The organism is Acinetobacter sp. 1424608 (genome assembly GCF_000588255.1).
Classification (GTDB): Bacteria; Pseudomonadota; Gammaproteobacteria; order Pseudomonadales; family Moraxellaceae; genus Acinetobacter; species Acinetobacter nosocomialis.
Map to the genome: position 1 here is coordinate 52,170 of NZ_JFXL01000012.1, position 20,168 is coordinate 72,337.

Annotated in this window: 19 protein-coding genes and 1 pseudogene; 16 read left to right on the forward strand and 4 right to left on the reverse strand. The window is 38.6% G+C overall.

Translation table 11 applies throughout. The annotated features are described in order from the left end of the window. Positions 1 to 84 precede the first annotated feature (84 nt). The 8 genes from J678_RS16170 (at position 85) to J678_RS16200 (ending at position 10,179) form a co-directional block, all read left to right on the forward strand. Entirely contained in the window at positions 85 to 426 is a 342-nt protein-coding gene (locus tag J678_RS16170; RefSeq protein ID WP_000853608.1) for a hypothetical protein, read from the forward strand. Between the two features lie 83 nt (positions 427 to 509). Continuing rightward, the gene (locus J678_RS16175) at positions 510 to 2,327 is read left to right on the forward strand and encodes a copper resistance system multicopper oxidase (protein WP_079452713.1); all 1,818 of its coding nucleotides are present in this window, start codon (positions 510 to 512) and stop codon (positions 2,325 to 2,327) included. Continuing rightward, on the forward strand, positions 2,314 to 3,243 hold the full coding sequence (locus tag J678_RS16180) for a copper resistance protein B (RefSeq protein ID WP_001260874.1): 930 nt from the start codon (positions 2,314 to 2,316) through the stop codon (positions 3,241 to 3,243). Before J678_RS16175 ends, J678_RS16180 begins: the two co-directional genes overlap by 14 nt. Positions 3,244 to 3,288: 45 nt before the next feature. Beyond that, on the forward strand, positions 3,289 to 3,750 hold the full coding sequence (locus tag J678_RS0104265) for a hypothetical protein (protein ID WP_000771473.1): 462 nt from the start codon (positions 3,289 to 3,291) through the stop codon (positions 3,748 to 3,750). Positions 3,751 to 3,827: 77 nt separating this feature from the next. Then, entirely contained in the window at positions 3,828 to 5,132 is a 1,305-nt protein-coding gene (locus tag J678_RS16185; RefSeq protein ID WP_017393498.1) for a TolC family protein, read from the forward strand. After that, entirely contained in the window at positions 5,132 to 6,622 is a 1,491-nt protein-coding gene (locus J678_RS16190) for an efflux RND transporter periplasmic adaptor subunit (RefSeq protein ID WP_000945698.1), read from the forward strand. Before J678_RS16185 ends, J678_RS16190 begins: the two co-directional genes overlap by 1 nt. Before the next feature lie 14 nt (positions 6,623 to 6,636). Further along, the gene (locus tag J678_RS16195; RefSeq protein ID WP_000561666.1) at positions 6,637 to 9,783 is read left to right on the forward strand and encodes an efflux RND transporter permease subunit; all 3,147 of its coding nucleotides are present in this window, start codon (positions 6,637 to 6,639) and stop codon (positions 9,781 to 9,783) included. Between the two features lie 33 nt (positions 9,784 to 9,816). Continuing rightward, positions 9,817 to 10,179, forward strand: a complete 363-nt coding sequence (locus J678_RS16200; protein WP_000911302.1) for a copper-binding protein — start codon at positions 9,817 to 9,819, stop codon at positions 10,177 to 10,179. Between the two features lie 71 nt (positions 10,180 to 10,250). Here J678_RS16200 and feoB read toward each other — a convergent pair whose 3' ends face one another. From feoB to J678_RS16215, 3 genes are read right to left on the reverse strand one after another with little or no spacing between them, the layout of a single operon-like run. Further along, entirely contained in the window at positions 10,251 to 12,080 is a 1,830-nt protein-coding gene (gene feoB, locus J678_RS16205; protein WP_001086233.1) for a ferrous iron transporter B, read from the reverse strand. Beyond that, positions 12,070 to 12,330, reverse strand: a complete 261-nt coding sequence (locus J678_RS16210) for a FeoA family protein (protein WP_001048218.1) — start codon at positions 12,328 to 12,330, stop codon at positions 12,070 to 12,072. The genes feoB and J678_RS16210 overlap by 11 nt, the downstream gene beginning before the upstream one ends. Positions 12,331 to 12,341: 11 nt before the next feature. Beyond that, the gene (locus J678_RS16215) at positions 12,342 to 13,649 is read right to left on the reverse strand and encodes a cation transporter (RefSeq protein ID WP_000537300.1); all 1,308 of its coding nucleotides are present in this window, start codon (positions 13,647 to 13,649) and stop codon (positions 12,342 to 12,344) included. A gap of 75 nt (positions 13,650 to 13,724) precedes the next feature. Between J678_RS16215 and cadR the strand changes: the two genes are divergently transcribed. From cadR to J678_RS16245, 8 genes and pseudogenes are all read left to right on the forward strand, one after another. Then, positions 13,725 to 14,117, forward strand: coding sequence for a Cd(II)/Pb(II)-responsive transcriptional regulator (gene cadR / locus J678_RS0104270; protein WP_000480874.1), 393 nt, complete (start codon positions 13,725 to 13,727; stop codon positions 14,115 to 14,117). Positions 14,118 to 14,341: 224 nt separating this feature from the next. Then, entirely contained in the window at positions 14,342 to 14,776 is a 435-nt protein-coding gene (arsC, locus tag J678_RS16220; RefSeq protein ID WP_000213577.1) for an arsenate reductase (glutaredoxin), read from the forward strand. Between the two features lie 55 nt (positions 14,777 to 14,831). Beyond that, a complete protein-coding gene (locus J678_RS16225; RefSeq protein ID WP_000373080.1) occupies positions 14,832 to 15,155 on the forward strand; it encodes a metalloregulator ArsR/SmtB family transcription factor in 324 nt (107 codons plus the stop codon). 6 nt (positions 15,156 to 15,161) lie between these two features. Beyond that, a complete protein-coding gene (locus tag J678_RS0104275; protein WP_000670223.1) occupies positions 15,162 to 15,635 on the forward strand; it encodes an arsenate reductase ArsC in 474 nt (157 codons plus the stop codon). 7 nt (positions 15,636 to 15,642) lie between these two features. After that, the gene (arsB, locus tag J678_RS16230) at positions 15,643 to 16,683 is read left to right on the forward strand and encodes an ACR3 family arsenite efflux transporter (protein ID WP_000068658.1); all 1,041 of its coding nucleotides are present in this window, start codon (positions 15,643 to 15,645) and stop codon (positions 16,681 to 16,683) included. Between the two features lie 4 nt (positions 16,684 to 16,687). Continuing rightward, the gene (gene arsH / locus J678_RS16235) at positions 16,688 to 17,392 is read left to right on the forward strand and encodes an arsenical resistance protein ArsH (RefSeq protein ID WP_001052988.1); all 705 of its coding nucleotides are present in this window, start codon (positions 16,688 to 16,690) and stop codon (positions 17,390 to 17,392) included. An 18-nt stretch (positions 17,393 to 17,410) separates the two neighbouring features. After that, positions 17,411 to 18,364: a thioredoxin-disulfide reductase gene (gene trxB / locus J678_RS16240; protein WP_001191832.1), complete on the forward strand. Its 954-nt coding sequence runs from the start codon at positions 17,411 to 17,413 to the stop codon at positions 18,362 to 18,364. Between the two features lie 104 nt (positions 18,365 to 18,468). Further along, a pseudogene (locus J678_RS16245) lies at positions 18,469 to 18,639 on the forward strand (NAD(P)-binding protein); the annotation flags it as partial. 321 nt (positions 18,640 to 18,960) lie between these two features. On the opposite strand, the gene J678_RS16250 reads toward J678_RS16245, so the two are convergent. Continuing rightward, positions 18,961 to 20,151, reverse strand: coding sequence for an MFS transporter (locus J678_RS16250; RefSeq protein WP_017393497.1), 1,191 nt, complete (start codon positions 20,149 to 20,151; stop codon positions 18,961 to 18,963). Between the last annotated feature and the right edge of the window lie 17 nt (positions 20,152 to 20,168).

Genomic DNA, 20,168 nt, shown 5'->3' on the forward strand with positions numbered 1-20,168 from the left:
TACAAAAATGTCATTTTCAAGTCACATAGATGTCCGGTTCCAACCTATAAGTTAGTTATATAAAATTTATTTTTGGAGCAATCAATGAAAACTCTATTCCGTCGTGGCTTAACTGCTTTTATGTGTGTTGGGACTTTAATTGCTGGAAGCCAATCTTGGGCTGCTGATGCTCAACAGAAAAATACTTTAAGTACAGAAGTTAAAGTAAATTCAAAAGCGCAAGAGAAATGCAAAAAACCTTGTGATATGAAAGAAGATAAGGAAAATCAACAGAATCATAGTCAGCATGATCACAGCCAAATGTCTGATATGTCCCAAATGGACCATTCTAAGATGATGAATATGGACCATTCTAAGATGATGAATATGGATCATTCTAAAATGGGTGAGATGGACCATTCTCAAATGAATATGCCAAATAAATAATTAATACGCGAAATAAGATATTGAGGGAAAAGTATTTTATCCACCTGCTTAGCCCTCAATTAACTATAGATAGGTGAAAATAAATGTCTAGAAAATTAAGTCATGTCCTTTTAATAGGAGTCGGATTGTTTTCGTCGACTTGGGTTATGGCAGCGGTTAAAGAATATGATTTAACAATTGCTGAACAGACGGTGAATATTACAGGAAAGCCTCTAAAACGAATTACTGTAAATGGTAAGTTTGTTGCGCCTCTTCTTGAGTTTGAGGAAGGCGATGATGCCGTTATTCGTGTACACAACAAGTTGAAAAACCAAGATTCTTCAATTCATTGGCATGGTTTAATTTTACCTGGCATCATGGATGGAGTACCTGGGTTCAACCAGTTTGATGGTATTGCACCAAATAAAACCTATGAATATAAATTCAAGGTTCGTCAGAATGGAACCTATTGGTATCACTCGCATAGTAAAGGTCAAGAGCAAGATGGTCTGTATGGCCCTTTAGTCATTTATCCCAAAAATAAAGTACCTTTAACGGCCGGAGAAAAAGCTGATAGAGATTACGTAGTCTTACTCTCTGATTTTCACAACTCTACTAGTGGTCAGATTATGAGTAATCTCAAGAAAGAAGCTGATTACTACCAGAATCGAAGAGAAACAGTTTTTGATGTTTTTAGGCAGATTAAAAGAGACGGTTTAAAGGCAACATGGAAAGATCGTTCCATGTGGAATCAGATGCGAATGCTTAAGACAGATATGTCTGATGTAACAAACTATACGTTTTTAATGAATGGTAAGACTCCAGAACAAAATTGGACTGGAAATTTTAAAGCTGGAGAAAAAGTACGTCTTCGGTTTATTAATGCCTCGGCAATGTCTTTGTTCGATGTAAGAATTCCTAATCTGAAAATGACAGTAGTCAGCGCAGATGGACAACCAGTAAAACCCGTGCCAGTGGATGAATTCCGGATAGGAACAGCTGAGACTTATGATGTTATTGTAGAACCGAAACAAGCAAATTATCAGATTGAAGCTGAATCTATTGATCGAAGTGGTTTTTCTATTGGTACATTACATGATGAAAATACTTCACTTGTAAAAAGTACTACGATGCCGACACCTCGTCCCCGTGCTTTACTGACGATGGAAGATATGGGAATGGACCATGATATGTCTTCAATGAAAGGTATGGATCATGATATGTCTTCAATGAAAGGAATGGATCATGATATGTCTTCAATGAAAGGTATGGATCATGATATGTCTTCAATGAAAGGAATGGATCATGATATGTCTTCAATGAAAGGTATGGATCATGATATGCCTTCAAAAACAGTAAGCTCTTCTGGATCTGATCAAGTGGTTTACGGATGGGCGAATGCATCAACACCAGCTGGTCTAAAAGCACTTCAATATAGTGATTTACAATCTTTAACCCCCCAAAAAGATACCCGTGCTCCAGAACGTGAAATTGAAATCCGCTTAGGTGGAAATATGGAGCGCTATATTTGGACAATTAATGGTAAGAAGTTTAATGAAACTGAACCATTTAAAGTGAAATATGGTGAGCGTATACGCTTGAAATTTGTTAACGATAGTATGATGGCTCATCCAATGCATTTACATGGCATGTTTATGCAACTGGAAAATGGCCAAGATCCTAGCAATATGCCGAATAAACATACAGTAATTGTTCCACCAGGTAAAACAGTTACAACTTTATTAACGGCTGATGAGTTAGGTGAATGGGCTATCCATTGCCATTTGCTCTATCACATGTCTGCTGGAATGATGAATAAACTTATTGTGGCAAATGTCGATAGTAATAGTACTGATTCGAAAGATGTTGTTGCTCAACCTAATACTAATGATAAGGGGGTAAATCAACATGCGCACCACTAAAAAAATATATTCTAAGACATTTTTATCTATAGCTTTAATTGGATTATCAGGTGTAGCTTTTGCAAATGATACTGCTGTTCAAAGCATGGATAGTAGTACTAAATCCTCTCAGTCCGAGAGTATGAAAATGCTGTTAAAAGAGCCTGGTGGATTAGGTTATGTTGATCGTAATACTTACCAAAATTCAACTTCTGGTAATGATGGAGATAATGGTATAGGCCTGGAAGCCGAAACTTCTAATAACCGAAATCATGATAAACATCTGAAAGAACATGGTGGACAAGTTTTCCAAATGACTAAGTTTGAGAATGAGTGGACTGTGGATGAAGATGGCAAAGGTGCTTTAGGATCGAAAATTGAAACATTGATAGGTACAGATGAAAATCGCCTATTTATTGAAGCAAATTTGGATAAAGCAGAAAGTCATGATCCAAAATATGATGTATCTGCGCTTTATAGCCGTAATGTAGCACCCTTTTGGGATGTACAGGCTGGGGTGAGATACAGTGAAGATAAAAATAACAGCAACAGCGATCGGGTTGATGGTGTTGTTGGCGTGTTGGGATTAGCTCCATATTTCTTTGAAACCCAAGCTTATTTGTACGGTGGTGAGAATAATTTTTGGGGGGCAAGCTTAGAAGTCGAGCGTGATTTCCTGTTAACCCAGAAATTGATCACACAACCTTATCTTGAAGTAGATGCTGTATTTAGCGATGATTCTAACTATGCTGCAAAATCAGGTTTGTCTGAACTAAAAACCGGTATTAAAACCCGATATGAAGTCACTAAAAGAGTCAGACCTTTTGTGGATGTTGCTTACCAATATGAAAAAGGACAAAAAGCAACTAACGTGCAAGAAGCAACTGAGTCCGAAAAAGGATGGAAATATGGTGCAGGCATCGAATTGGTATTTTAAAATACTATAACTTGAAATCATGAATAGTAGTTTCGGCTACTATTCATGAAATTGTTGCTATTACGATTCAATTCTGTAAAACTAAAAAAGCTTAAAATTTGGTCTATGTCTATGCAGTGGTTAAAAACATGCCTATCGCTGTTTTTATCGTTTGCTATCCTGTTAGTAGGATCGGCTGCTGTTGCCTCGTCTGTACATAAACGATGTTTAATGCCATCTGAACAGATGCAATCCATGCAAATGGAAGAGTCGAAAAATCAGAATATGATGCATACTGATTGTATGAAAGGAGAAGCAAAGTCCAAAAAAACTCTGCATGATCCATCCTGTCTGTCTGAACAAGATTGCATTATGTCTTTTACCAAGCTTGTATATGCTAATGACGTTCAGGGTATTTTGCACTCAATGGTTTCCTTTCCTATAGAGCGCTCAGCTTTTTACTCTTTAGATCAAAATCTTCCTTCTCCATACCCTTCGGGTTTATGGAAGCCTCCACGCTCTAACTAATTTGATAGTCCTCTATCATTCATAGAATTTTCTATGAATGTTCTGCGCGTGCGCGTAAACATTTTAGAGCAAAAAATATGAATATTTATAAAGAAAAGCAATCTCATCGTAAGAGATGGCCAATAGCTACTATCTGTTTCTGTCTGGTCTATGGTCAGGCTTATGCTGAGCCATTAACTTTGAATACAGCTATGAAGCTTGCTGAGCAATATGCACCTACCCTAAGAGCAAATAGTGCAAGGATTGAAGGGGCTGAAAATATGGTTTCAGCTTCAGGTATTTTACCCAACCCTAAATTATTTGTAGGTTTAGATAATTACCCTGTATCCGGCGATGCCGCATGGTCAGTCACACGCGAAGGTATGACTATGCAAAAAATTGGCGTGATGCAAGATTTTCCAAATCGTGCCAAAAGACAAGCTGAGGTCGATTTAGCAAAAGCTGAACTAGGTTCGGCCAATGCTCAAACTGAGATTCTGCGTATTGAGGTACGTCAGAAAGTCGCATCTGCTTGGCTTAAGCGCTTTTATCTTGAACGTAAATTAGCACTATATGATGAACTGTTTTCAGAGAATCGATTACTTTCTCAAATTACTCAAACACAGGTCATCTCTGGTCGTACAATCATTGCCGATGCACTTGATCCAAGACAAGAAGCCACGGTATTGCTTGACCAGAAGGATGATTTACTTCGTGATTTAAATAAAGCCAAGTTAGAGTTGCATCGGTTAGTCAGTGCAGAACCTACTGAAAATCTCTCTCAAATTGAAACCTTACCTGACCAAGCACCATCTATCTACCTTGATACATCAAAGCTATATCATCATTTGCATCAACATCCTGAATTAAAAGCATTTCAGGCAGAAAAGCAAACTGCTGAAGCAAAACTGAAGCAAGCTCAGGCTTTACAGAAATCAGATTGGGGTATTGAACTTGCTTATCAGCATCGAGCACCCGAATTTGGCGATATGATCGGGGTGCAACTAACAACAGAGCTTCCTGTCTTTTCAAAAAGACGTAGTAGTCCACTCATTCAGGCAGCTTTAGCCGAACAAAACAGGATTACCGCCGATCAAGAAGTCCAATACCGTGACCATCTCACTATGCTAGATGATGGGTTATCCGATCTTGATGCACTTGATCAGCAAATTAGACGTGCGATGCAAACAAGTATTCCACTCGCTAAACAAAAAGTGGGTTTACAGTTGGCAAGCTATCAAGCAGGTAAAAGTAATTTGTCTAATGTTATTGCTGCTCGACAAGCTCTTTTAGAACAGCGTTTGCGTCTCATTGATCTCCAACAGCAACAGGCTGTGACTAAAGCCCAACTTTATTATGCCTTTGAAGAACCGACCTTAAACCATGTTGAGGGGCAGCCATAATGTTAAGAAATAAATTAGCAGTTACTGTCATGGGCGTTGCGGTAATTAGTCTGGCTGCGGGTGGTGGTGCTGGATACTGGATTGCACATCAGAAATACAATCCTCAATCAGGTCCGCAACAGGCTGCCAAAGTGTTGTATTGGTACGACCCAATGAAGCCTGAACAGCATTTTGATAAACCGGGGAAATCGCCATTTATGGACATGCAACTGGTTCCTAAATATGCAGATGAAAATACTACGATGACTGAAGACAGTTATCCTGCGGTTAAGATTGATCCATCCCTCCAACAAAATTTAGCAATTCGTTATGCTTCAGTCGAACAAGCTGTGATGGGAAATACTTTGTTAACCAATGGTATATTGCAGACCAATGAACGACAGGTAGCTATTTTACAAACAAGAGCAAGTGGTTTCGTCCAACGAGTGTACGGACATGCTGTTGGGGATATGGTGACGCAAGGCAGTCCCATAGCTGATATTTCAATACCTGAATGGACAGGAGAACAAACTGAATTTCTAGCTGTACTCCGAACAAGAGATCGTTCTCTTATTCAGGCAAGCCGACAACGTTTACAGCTTTTAGGAATCCCACAAAATGTGATTAATCAAGTCGAGCGGACACATCGAGTGCAATCCAATATGACTTTAAGTGCACCTGTAAGTGGATTTATTGATTCGTTAGAAGTCCGCAATGGAATGGCTTTAGCTATGGGGCAAACGCTTGTCACCATCAAGGGGATAAGCCCAATCTGGTTAGAAGCATCTGTTCCAGAAGCACAAATTGCCGGGATAAAACGGGGAATGAAAGTTGAAGCTACTTTTGTTGCATATCCTCAAATAGTGTCCGGTAAAGTCATTGATATTTTACCAACTTTGGATAGCACGAGTAGAACCATAAAAGTTCGTATTGAGTTGCCCAATAGAGAGGGATTGCTCAAGCCGGGAATGTTTGCTTCCGTTAAATTCTCCAACAACCCACAAAGCAATTTAGTTATACCAGAGCAAGCTGTTATACGTACAGGTACTCGGAACGTTGTCATTGTGGGACATGAGCAAGGGCGTTTTGAACCTGTTGTAGTACAGTTAGGTCAAAGTGATGGCAATAAAATTGCAATTCTAAAAGGGTTGAAAGCTGGTCAGAAGGTGGTAATTTCAGGGCAATTCCTGATTGATTCTGAAGCAAATTTACAAGGTGTATTGGATAAGCTGAACACTGGACAATCGAAGACTTCATCTCAAGTGGTTAAGACATCAATATATCAAGGCATTGGTAAAGTTGAAAAAGTCACAGCTCAAGACATTACCATTTCACATCAGGCGATTCCTGAGTTGGGTTGGGGGGCTATGACTATGAGCTTTAAACAACCAGTGCAACCATTTACCCAAATTCAGCAAGGCGATCAGGTCCGTTTTAGTTTTACACATGCTAGAGATACTTACGTTATTTCTGACATTTCCAAGATGTCTATGACATCTATGAAGAACTAAACGGGAGGACGATTATGATTGCCCGTATTATTCGTTTTTCAATTGCAAATCGTGTATTTGTCCTGTTGGCCGCTTTAATTCTGGCTGCTTGGGGAACTTGGGCCGTAAAGAATACTCCGGTCGATGCATTACCAGATTTGTCTGATGTACAAGTAATTATTCGAACTAATTTTTCTGGTCAGGCACCACAAATTGTTGAAAATCAGGTGACCTACCCTTTAACAACAACCATGTTATCGGTGCCCGGTGTTAAAACTGTTCGCGGTTATTCTTTTTTTGGTGACTCATTTGTTTATGTCATCTTTGATGAACATACTGACCTTTACTGGGCCCGTTCTCGTGTATTGGAGTATCTAAATCAAATTCAAGGGAAAATGCCTGCAAATGCGAAATCTTCATTGGGACCAGATGCCACTGGCGTTGGTTGGGTTTATGAATATGCATTAGTAGACCCAACAGGACAGCATGATCTTTCGGAGCTGAGAAGCATACAAGACTGGTTTTTAAAGTATGAACTGAAGACATTACCTAACGTGGCTGAAGTTGCCACAATTGGGGGAATGGTTAAGCAATATCAGGTTGTCTTAGACCCAAGCAAGATGGCTACTTTAGGTGTCACACAAAACAATGTCATTGAGGCGATTCAAAAAGCTAATCAGGAAACTGGTGGTTCAGTTCTGGAAATGGCTGAAACGGAATATATGGTGCGGGCTTCTGGTTATTTAAAAACTTTAGATGATTTTCGCCAAATTCCTTTACGAACAAATAGTTTCGGTGTTCCTGTTTCTTTAGGTGATGTTGCAACTATTCAACTTGGTCCAGAAATGCGTCGTGGCATCAGTGAATTGAATGGGCAAGGTGAAACGGTTGGGGGTGTCGTGATTTTACGAGCAGGTAAAAATGCACGTGAAACGATTACTGCTGTGAAAGCGAAGCTAGCTGAATTACAACAAAGTCTACCGAAAGGTGTACAAGTTGTTCCTGTATATGATCGCAGTCAATTGATTGATAGAGCAGTAGAAAATCTCAGCCATAAATTAATTGAAGAGTTTATTGTGGTGGCTTTAGTCTGTGGACTATTCCTCTGGCATTTACGTTCAGCAATGGTGGCTATTGTTTCTTTGCCGCTTGGGATTTTATCTGCTTTCTTGGTGATGCATTATCAAGGGCTAAATGCCAATATCATGTCGTTGGGTGGTATTGCTATCGCGATTGGCGCTATGGTCGATGCCGCAATTGTAATGGTTGAAAATGCACATAAGCATATCGAAACTTGGCAACACGAACATCCTGAGCAAGTCTTGGAAGCACAAGTCCGTTGGAACATCATTACACGTTCTGCCAGTGAGGTCGGGCCAACTTTATTTTTCTGTCTACTCATCATTACCTTATCCTTCATTCCTATTTTTACTTTACAGGCACAAGAAGGTCGCTTGTTCTCACCACTGGCATTTACTAAAACCTATGCAATGGCAGCAGCAGCAGGTTTATCCATTACCTTGATTCCCGTTTTAATGGGTTATTGGATTCGAGGGAAATTACCTTCTGAACAGCGTAATCCACTGAACCGTTTTCTGATCAAAATATACAGCCCTATGTTGGATAAGGTTTTAGCTCATCCAAAGACAATTTTACTTGGTGCATTGCTAATTTTCCTTATTAGTCTTTTCCCTTTAACACGGTTAGGTGGGGAGTTTCTACCCAATATGGATGAAGGTGATTTACTGTATATGCCTTCAGCTTTACCGGGATTGTCCGCAGCAAAAGCTTCTGAGCTACTCCAACAGACTGATCGAATGATTAAAACCGTTCCTGAAGTTGCAACAGTATTCGGTAAAGCTGGTCGCGCAGAGTCAGCCACAGATTCTGCACCATTAGAAATGTTTGAAACCACGATTCAGTTCAAACCACGGTCTGAATGGCGTTCAGGTATGACACCTGACAAATTGATAAAAGAACTAGATAAGGCAGTCCAAGTACCGGGTTTAACAAACATTTGGGTGCCACCTATCCGTAACCGGATTGATATGTTGGCAACTGGGGTGAAAAGTCCAATCGGGATTAAGGTTTCAGCAAATGATCTGCAAGATATTGATCGGGTAGCACAGCAAATTGAACAAGTGGCTAAACAGGTGCCCGGTGTTAGTTCAGCTTTAGCTGAACGGCTCACAGGTGGTCGATATGTTGATGTTGATATTAACCGTATGCAGGCTGCGCGATATGGTCTCAATATTAAAGATGTACAGCAAATCGTCTCATCAGCGATTGGCGGGGAAAATATTGGTGAAACTGTTGAAGGCTTGGCACGGTATCCCATTAATGTACGTTACCCACGAGAGATTCGAGATTCACTGGAAGCCTTAAGAAATTTACCGATTCTAACTGAATCTGGTCAACAAATAGTCTTGAGTAGTGTTGCTAATATTCAAATTACAGATGGGCCGCCAATGCTTAAAAGTGAGAATGCCCGTCCAAGTGGTTGGATCTATGTCGATGTACAAGGACGTGACTTAGCTTCGGTTGTACAAGATTTGAAGCAGGCCATAGACCAAAAAGTAAAACGTTCTTCTGCCATGAGCATTAGCTATTCAGGACAGTTTGAGTTCATGGAGCGTGCGAATGCTCGCTTAAAAGTTGTTATTCCAATTACTTTGATGATCATTTTTCTATTGCTCTATTTGATTTTTAGGCAAGTACAAGATGCTGTTCTGATTATGGCAACACTACCTTTTGCCTTGATTGGTGGTATTTGGGCTATGTACTTGAGTGATTATCACTTTTCGGTTGCGATTGCTGTTGGTTTTATTGCACTTGCTGGTGTTGCCGCAGAGTTTGGTGTAGTCATGTTGTTCTATTTAAAGCAAGCAATTGAGCATGCACAGCAAAGCCTATCTTCTTCAACGGCATCCTTAACAGAGCAACAACTCAATAAGGCAATTCATACAGGAGCCGTGCTACGTGTTCGCCCTAAAGCAATGACAGTCGCTGTCATTTTGGCGGGGTTAATCCCTATTCTGTTGGGGACTGGAACAGGTTCTGAATTAATGAGTCGTATTGCTTTACCTATGGTTGGGGGGATGATTTCAGCCCCTCTCTTATCTATGTTTGTTATCCCTGCGGCATATCAGCTTTTAATCAAAAGAAAACTATCAAAGAATTGATAGTTTTATTATTTCGTCAAAAGAGGTTTTATTATGTTGAAATTTATGAAAATTGTGGCTCTTGTTGCAACTGTTGCTGCGTTAAGTGCATGTAGCAAAAATGAGGCATCAGAGCAAAAGAAAGCGGAAGCACCGATGGAGCAGATGAGTAAAGAGTCATCTACAGTTGCAACAGCTCAAGCTGTTGGTGTGATTACTGCTATTGATACGAAAGAAAATATTCTAACACTCGACCATGAAGCAATTCCTGCAATTAAATGGCCTGCAATGACCATGGGCTTTAAAGTTGCAGATCCAGCATTATTGAATGGTTTAACTGTAGGGGAAAAGGTTGACTTCGAATTAAAAATAGAGGGTGAGAGTCAGATTATTGTTGCTGTGAAAAAAAGCTCATAATCAGTTTGATACTTAAAAGAAAAATGGATGCGAAGGCATCCATTTTTCTTTATGAAATATTCTTATTTTGATTAAAGTCTACTAATAAGCTGATATGTAATGAAGGCAAAGAAATACGCAAGCCCAAATAAGTAAGTCGCCATAATAACAGGCTGTTTCCAGCTACCAGTTTCACGACGAATGGTCGCTAATGTTGCAAGACAATGTGGTGCGAAAATGTACCAAACTAATAATGACATCCCTGTAGCTAGCCCCCAACCATCAGGACCAGAGATTTGACTCAACAATGTTTGAGTTACAGTATCTTCATCTCCAGACATAGCATAAATTACACCTAAAGCAGCAATGACAACTTCCCTTGCAGCCATAGCAGGAATTAATGCGATACAGATTTCCCAAGTAAAGCCAATAGGTGCAAATATAGGCTGAATAATGTGTCCAAGTTGTCCAGCTAAACTATAGTTGATAGCAGGCATCGTGGCATGCTCAGGTGGTTGAGGGAACGTAACCAACACCCAAAGCAATATAGATAATGCTACGATAATACCACCAACTCTTTTTAGAAAGATCGTAGCTCGATCATAAAGTCCTAATGCAACGTTTCGAATATCTGGCAATCGATAAGTAGGCAACTCAAAGATAAAAATACTTTCTGTTTTATCTTTTCTAACTAGTTTCAAAAATAAAGAAACACATAATGCTGAAACAATTCCAGCCATATATAGTCCAAAAAGAACTAAACCTTGTAGGCTCAACCAACCATAAACTAATTTGTTTGGAATGAATGCCGCAATTAGCAAAGCATAAACAGGTAATCTTGCAGAACAAGTCATTAATGGCGCAATCATAATGGTTGCTAGACGATCTCTTTCCGAACTAATGCTTCGTGTTGCCATGACACCAGGAATAGCACAGGCAAAACTAGACAATAGTGGAATAAAGGAACGTCCACTTAAACCAGCTTTGGACATTAATTTATCCAAAAGGAATGCTGCTCGTGGCAAATAACCTGATTCTTCTAAAATTAAAATAAAGAAGAATAAGATAAGGATCTGCGGCATATAAGCCAAAACACTACCCGATCCAGCGATTACCCCATCAACAATAAGACTTCTAAGTAATGGATGAGTAATAAGCGGGCCAATTGTATTACCTAACCAAGCAATTGCATTTTCAATTAATGAGATAAAAGGTTGTGCCCAGATAAAAACGGCTTGGAACATGACAAACATGGTAAGCGTTAGGATGACTAAACCAAGTACAGGATGTAAGAAAATTTTATCCAAGAAAGCTGTTCTTGCATCACCGTTATCATTTTTTAAAATTACCTGTTTAGTAATATTTTTAATCTGATCAAAATGATTCAGATCAGAATGATAAGGAGTGACAAATAGATTTTTTTGATCTAATTGATTTAGTAGTTCTTGCACGCCTTTAGTTTTAACGGCAACAGCCTCAATAACAGGGATACCCAACAATTCTGATAGCTTATTAATATCTATCGAAATACCACGCTTTTTGACCTCATCCATCATATTTAAAACAAGAAGCATTGGTCGATTCAATGCCCTTATTTCAAGCACAAGACTTAAATGTAAATGTAAATTAGTGGCATCAACCACACATACATATATATCAGGTAGAACCTCACCCTCAAGCTCACCTAAGCATACAGCCCTTGTTACCTCTTCATCTAGACTCGTAGGCTTTAAGCTGTATGTGCCGGGCAAATCTAAAACTCGAACTGATTCACCAGAAGGTAGTTTAAAAAAACCTTCTTTCCGCTCAACAGTAACACCAGCATAATTAGCTACTTTTTGACGAGTACCTGTTAAAGTATTAAAGAGAGATGTTTTCCCACAATTTGGGTTACCAATAAGTGCAATATTTTTACTGTTCATTTGAAACAATCTCTACAAAAATTCGTTCAGCTTCATTCTTTCTTAACGCAAATCGAGAAGTTTCAATTTGAACCAATACTGGATCACCACCGAAAAGTCCCTTAGCTAGAACTTGTAAAGTTTCACCAATTCTGAAACCTAACAATTCAAGTCGTTCGAGAACTGGATCATTTTTATCTAAATATTGGTTACCTTTTTTTAGGTCAACAATTTTGACAAATTCGTTTGGTTTAACTTGGAATAAATTCATTTTTAATACTCTTATTTCAATGCCAAAATTTTTCGAGCACCGTTAAGTACGAAAAGTGAAACAATTATTCCTATAACAAGATCTGGATATGCGGAACCTGTCAAAGCAACTAGTATCCCTGCACAAATCACACCAAAATTGACTATGATATCATTGGATAAAAAGACCCAACTAGCCTTCATGTGTGCACCATCATTTTTTTGATGAGACATTAGGTATATACAATAAAAATTGGCAATTAGCGCTAAAGCAGCAATTCCAATCATCAAGAAAGACTCTGGCTCACTACCATAAATGAACCGACGCACAACATCTACAATTACAGAAGTAGCGAGAATTAACTGTAACCAGCCTGAAAGATGCGCTGCTTTTAATTGTTTTTTTACACTTTTACCAACAACAAACAGTGCTATACCAAACACTGTGGCATCAGCAAGCATATCCAATGAGTCAGCAATCAAGCCTGTAGAGGCAGCTACCAAACCACTGATAAACTCTATAAAGAATAATAGGAGATTAATCGCTAAAAGAATTTTTAAAACTTTTGCTTGTTCAGACGTATCTGCTTTTTCAGGCATTTCACCCACAGAGGCAGCGGTACTTTCAAGTTTGGCTCCAAAACCAAGTGCTTCAAGTTTGCTAGTAATTTCATTAAGACCATCATTATGAAAAACTTTTAATTTCCGATTAGGTAAATCAAATATTAGTCCTTTGACCTCACTCACTGGAGACAATGCCATACGAACCATTTGCTCCTCAGCAGAGCAATCCATTTTCGGAATCAGAAACGTACTGATTTCTTTTGCATGCTCTTTATTTACATAGGCTTCAGTTTTATTTAATTTAGCGCCAAACCCAAGAGCTTCAAGTTTTGCAGTGATTTCATTACTTTCACCATTATGCATAACTTTTAGGTTTCGATTCGGCAAATCAAAAACTAGCCTCTTAACATTTACCAAAGAAGATAAAGTCATCCGAACCATTTGTTCCTCTGCGGAACAATCCATTTTAGGGATTTTATAGTCACTGATGAAAGTCGCTACACCCTCATTATCACTGATTATCTCAGGTGAACTTATTGAATCTGGGGTGCAACATGAGTTTGACTGCGTAGAACATGGCTGAGTACTAGCACAAGAATCTTTTTCATCTGGCTTAGATTGTTGTGGTACTTCATTACCACAACAAGAGCTTTTACTTTCTTCAGCAGTTAAATCTTTACTGTTACCAGAATTTGTTTCTGATTCATTTTGATTTTGCTTAGTGTCTTCACAAGAACTTTCTTTATTACAACCGCAACCACTCATTGATGTGCCCATAGTCATATCTTTACTTATTGCATATTAAAATCTCTATAGCTACTATAGAGTCAAGTTGGATTTTGAGTATTTCTAATGTTTATGAAGATAGGAGAGCTCTCTGAGAAAACGTCGTGCTCAGTACTGACAATACGGTTTTATGAAAAAGAAGGTTTAATCCCGCAACCTGATCGAACTCAAGGTAACTATAGACTATATACTGAAGATTACATTGATCGGTTGAAATTCATTGTGAATTGTCGTTCTTTGAATATGAACTTAATTGAAATCAAAAAATTACTAAATTATAAGGATCTGCCTAATCTAAATTGTTCTGATGTGAATGAGCTTATCGATTCACATATTAACGATGTAGAGGAAAATATTCGGAATCAGCAGAAACTCATACAGCAGCTATTAGAAATAAGAAAGACTTGTGATGGGTTATGTACAGTGGACAAATGTGGTGTACTGAAGAAGTTAGCCTGAATAAAAAGTTAGTGATCACATTTGTTTCTCAAACTTACTGATACGTATATTGGCTTATTTAATATTATTGCTAAATTCTTAATCTAAAATGAATTGTTTACAGCAGTTTTTCAAATTTAACTAGCTTATTTAATGGATTGTATTTTGCAGACCATCATATATGAAGTTGCATATATATGCTAATTCATATATAAAGATATTAATATATTAGAGGTCCCAGTTTCATGACAACTTCATTAGATGTAAAGATTTATCACAATCCTGCTTGTGGCACCTCTCGGAATACTTTGGCTTTGATTCGCAATACAGGAATTGAACCAACCGTTATTGAATATCTCATTACACCACCTAGTCATGACGAATTAGTTAAATTGATTCAGGATGCAAACTTAACAGTAAGAGAGGCTATTCGTCAGAATGTAGATCCTTATCGGGATTTACAGCTTGATCGTAGTGATTTGAGTGATGAACAACTACTCAGTTTTATGCTTGAACATCCTATTTTGATTAATCGACCATTTGTTGTTACTGAATTAGGTACTCGCTTAAGTCGTCCTTCAGAAGTTGTCTTGGATATTCTGCCATTACCACAAAAAGGTGCTTTCACTAAAGAAGATGGTGAACAAGTGATCGACGAAAATGGTCAGAGAGTAAATTAAAAAATTTAGTTCTTGTATGTGATTATCTGCATATCCAAATTTATAGGTAGCAAAGATGGATCAAGTTAATTTTTTTAAATGCTTATCAGATGAAACCCGTCTCAATATTGTCACTTTAATTGCTGAGAATAAAGAACTCTGTGTTTGTGATCTGACAGAAAAGCTACAACTGAGTCAACCAAAGATTTCTAGGCATTTAGCTTTATTACGCTCTTCTGGTCTCTTACAAGACAGACGACAAAGCCAATGGGTGTACTACAGCATTAATCAACAACTTCCAGCATGGTGTTTTGAAATTCTAGATACTTTAAAAAAAACATCATCTAGTCAAGTTGTAAGCAATACCAACACGCTTTCTATAAATAGTTATTGTGAGTAATAGATTATGAAATTCCTTTTTTTGTGTACTGGAAATAGTTGTCGTAGCATTTTGTCTGAAGTGCTTTTTAACAGTCGTGCTCCTCATGACTGGAAAGCATACAGTGCAGGTAGTAAGCCATCAGGACAGGTGCATCCATTGACTATTGAAACTTTGGAAAACCTTGGTCTTTCAACAGAAGGTTTATGGAGTAAAACCATTGATGACTGTGAGCAATATAAACCTGATGTAGTGATTACTGTGTGTGATTCAGCAGCTCAAGAAGCTTGTCCTCTTTATTTGGGGGGAGCGATCAAGGCACATTGGGGCTTGGCTGATCCATCACATTTAGACTTGCCTAAAGAGGAAAAATTAAAAGCTTTCCAAGTGACAGTAGACCATATCAACCGTCGTTTAGATGCTTTATTTGCACTTGATACAGCAAATATGTCTCGTCCTGAATTAATTGCTGCAATCAATCACATATCAGATATTGAATGAGAAAATCATGGCTCAACAAAGACTGTCATTTTTAGATCGTAACCTGACGCTATGGATTTTCATTGCGATGGGGTTGGGGATTGCGATAGGTGTCTTCTTACCTCAAGCTTCCGTTACTTTAGACAAAATGAGTGTGGATTCTGTCAATATTCCAATTGCGATTGGTTTGATTCTGATGATGTATCCACCGTTAGCCAAAGTGGACTATGCAGCTCTACCACAAGTATTTAAAGACAAAAGAACATTAACTTTGTCTTTAGTACAGAACTGGATTATTGCTCCTGTATTAATGTTTGCATTAGCAATTATTTTTTTGCATAGCTATCCAGAGTATATGACTGGACTAATCCTGATCGGATTAGCTCGTTGTATTGCAATGGTTTTAGTTTGGAATGGTTTAGCCTGCGGCGATAACCAATATGTAGCAGCATTGGTTGCATTCAATAGTATCTTTCAGATTTTGTTCTTTAGTACTTATGCTTGGTTATTTCTTACCTTCTTACCACCTTATTTTGGTATTGCTGGGCAAGTAATCAATGTGGATTTTTGGACGATTACCCACGCGGTATTAATTTACTTGGGTATTCCTTTTTTTCTTGGTTTCTTGACCCGTTTGATCTTAGTCAACGCCAAAGGCTTAGAGTGGTACCAAAATGTCTTTTTACCGAAGATCAGTCCATTAAGTCTATTGGCATTACTGTTTACTATTGTTGCTATGTTTAGTCTCAAAGGTGGAGATGTAGTGAGTCTGCCTTTGGATGTAATTCGAATTGCGATTCCATTAACAATTTACTTTATCGTAATGTTCTTCATTAGTTTCTTTATGAGTAAGTGGATGGGTAATGACTACCCAAAAACTACAGCAATTTCATTTACTGCTGCGGGTAATAATTTTGAGTTAGCACTGGCTGTAGCCATTGCAACCTTTGGTTTAGCATCGCCTGTGGCATTTACTACAGTCATTGGGCCATTAGTTGAAGTACCAGTTTTGATTGCTTTGGTCAGTGTCTCTTTATGGCTAAGAAAAAAGTATTTTGAATCGGTGTAAATCTATGAATCTCCCAAATGTTGATATGAATCTTCTTGATCGACCTACTTTAGAGAAAGTTCAAGCTAAAGCACTGGATCATGCACCACGCATCTTATTGTTATATGGCTCGAATCGTGAACGTTCTTATAGTCGTTTAGCGGTGATGGAAGCAGGACGAATCTTGGAGGAGTTTGGTGCTGAGGTGAAAATCTTTCATCCGAAAGGATTGCCTTTGCCAGAAGATGCCGATACTGAACATCCAAAAGTAAAAGAATTGCATGAACTTTTGGCTTGGTCAGAGGGTATGGTTTGGTGTTCACCTGAGCGTCATGGTTCTATGAGTTCTATTTTTAAATCCCAAATCGACTGGATTCCTTTGGCTGGTGGTGCAATACGTGCGACGCAAGGTAAAACTTTAGCACTTATGCAAGTTAGTGGTGGTTCACAATCTTTTAATAGCGTTAACCAGATGCGTATTTTGGGGCGCTGGATGCGGATGATTACAATCCCGAATCAATCTTCAATTCCTAAAGCCTTTTTAGAGTTTGAAGAAGATGGACGTATGAAAGCATCTTCTTATTACGATCGTATAGTAGATGTGATGGAAGAACTCTATAAGTTTACATTACTTACGCGTGGACAAAGCCTGTATCTAACTGATCGATATTCTGAGCGTAAAGAATCTGCTGAAGAATTATCTAAACGTGTTAACCAGCGTAGTCTGTAACACATTGGAGAGAACTAAATGCAAAGTAGACATTCACGTCTGATAATTCTCGGTTCTGGCCCTGCGGGCTATAGTGCAGCTGTCTATGCAGCGCGTGCAAACCTTAAACCTACTTTAATTGCGGGTTTACAACTAGGTGGGCAACTTACAACAACAACCGAAGTTGACAACTGGCCGGGCGATCCTGAAGGTTTAACTGGTCCTGCATTAATGGATCGTATGCAAGCACATGCTGAACGCTTTGGTACAGAACTCGTCTATGACCATATTAACGAAGTGGACTTAAACGTACGTCCTTTTGTTCTAAAAGGTGATATGGAAGAGTACACATGTGATGCTTTGATTATTGCAACTGGTGCTACAGCTCAATATCTTGGCCTAGAGTCTGAACAAAACTTTATGGGACAAGGCGTAAGCGCATGTGCAACATGTGATGGTTTCTTCTACAAAAACCAAAAAGTAATGGTTGTAGGTGGTGGTAACACTGCTGTTGAAGAAGCGCTTTATTTATCAAATATTGCTTCACATGTAACGCTAGTACACCGCCGTGATAGCTTACGTTCTGAAAAGATTTTGCAAGATCATTTATTTGCTAAAGAAAAAGAAGGCAAAATCAGCATTATCTGGAATCACGAAGTTGAAGAAGTATTGGGTGACAATACTGGTGTAACAAGTGTTCGCCTTAAATCAACTCAAGATGAGTCTAAGCAAGACGTAGAGGTTCATGGTCTATTCGTTGCAATTGGCCACAAACCAAATACTGGAATGTTTGATGGTCAATTAAACTTACGTGATGGCTATATCCAAGTACAAAGCGGTACTTCTGGTAATGCAACAGCAACTTCTGTAGCTGGTGTTTTTGCTGCTGGTGACGTCGCTGACAGCATTTATCGTCAAGCGATTACTTCAGCTGGGTCAGGCTGTATGGCTGCTCTAGATGCTGAAAAATATCTAGATCAATTGAACGATTGAAAAGCTAATTCAATCACTTGAAAGTTTTAAGAAATAAGCCCAGTCTGTTAAACAGGCTGGGCTTTTGATTTTGTTTATGACAATAAAGAAGAGGGAGAGATAATTTGTCTCAATTACAAGCTGAAGTAGATGTAGTCATTATTGGTGGTGGACAAGCAGCTCTTGCTACAGCCTATTTTTTAAAACGTAAGAAAATTCCATTTGTGATTTTAGATGACCAAAATCAGGCAGGTGGTGCATGGTTACATGCTTGGGAGTCTTTACGTCTTTTTTCTCATAAATGGGCTGGATTTTTAAATTATTTTTCAGTAATTAAATTTTTACACTAAATTTACACCATGAATTTTATTTTTGTTTCTAAGTTTTTAATAATAAATGATATTTTATTTTAGTTGATCCTATCCATCATTGGGGCAACTGAAATACGAGGTTGTAACGATTGAAGTGATTGCATAATCAATAGACCCAAAAGTCGCTAAATTAAAGAAAGGGCAGCATTATACGGGGTTTAGCTCTGAATCGACAGAGACATTTAATCGCGTAATTTATAACCGCCCTTATGGTGAATGTAGAAAGATGATTTTTAACAAATTACCTTATGAGTGAGCCAACTGCTTTTTTTGTAAGAAAGCATCAATCACACTAAATAAAATACAAAACAGAACGAGTCCAACCCCTGCAAGGCAAGTCATGGTCCATCCACCATGATTCCAGGCAAAAATTCCTAATGCCGAACCAGCTGCGCCACCAATAAAGTAAGTGGTCATATAGATGGCATTAATACGGGATTTAGCATCTGGACGTAGACGGAAAATAATACTTTGGTTACTGGTGTGAACGAGCGCGAGTGCTAATTGAATTAACGCAAACCCAATGACATATGTAGAAAGTAGAGTTTGTCCAAAGTAGAAACAAACCCAACTGACTAAGAATAGTCCACAGCCCATCCAAGTAAGTAATTTTGTGTAGCCTTGGTCGGCGTATTTACCAATATAGCGGGTTGATAATGCACCAAAAATACCAACTAGAGGAACGAGTCCGATAAATAGATCTGGTAAATGGTGTGCTGAGGTCAGTAGTAAGGCGATAGTAGAATATAAAGTACTTACTGCTGCAAAGGCGAAAGCACCTGTAAGCGCTCTTAGTAATAGTCGCTTTTCGTGCTTTAAAAGCTGAGCCATGGAAACAAAAATTTGCCCATAATTCATTTTCATACGCAAGACGTAAGGTAGACGGCTTTTTAAAGTAAATGCCAGTAATAGCATTAATACGCCGCTTACCACATAAACGACTTTCCAGTGGAAAAGATTGGAAAATAAACCGGCCAGACTGGTAGAGAGTAAAATCCCGACCAATAAGCCACTCATTAAAAAACCAATAATCTCGCCTGTTTTTTCAGGTTTGACTGTCATAGTAGCTAATGGAATTAATACTTGAGCTGCAACAGAAAACAAGCCCGCTAAAATTGTACCAATCCAGAGCATAGGTAAGTTAACAGCAAAGGCAGAAGTAAATAGACCAACTGCGCAAAGCACCATCAAAAACGGAATAGCTTTGGCTTTATTGACGATGTCACCCATCGGAACAATAAAGAGTAGACCAAGGGCATAAGACACCTGAGCAAATGTCACTGTTAAAGCGGCTTGTGCTTGAGTTACAGCAAACTCTTGCTGAATAGAGTGAATTAGAGGCTGACAGTAATAATTCACACCTGCACATAAGCCACATGCTGCTGCCATCAACCAAAGCAAAGGTTTATTTTGACTGATATCTTCAGGGGTAGACATGATATTCTCTCGGTTTT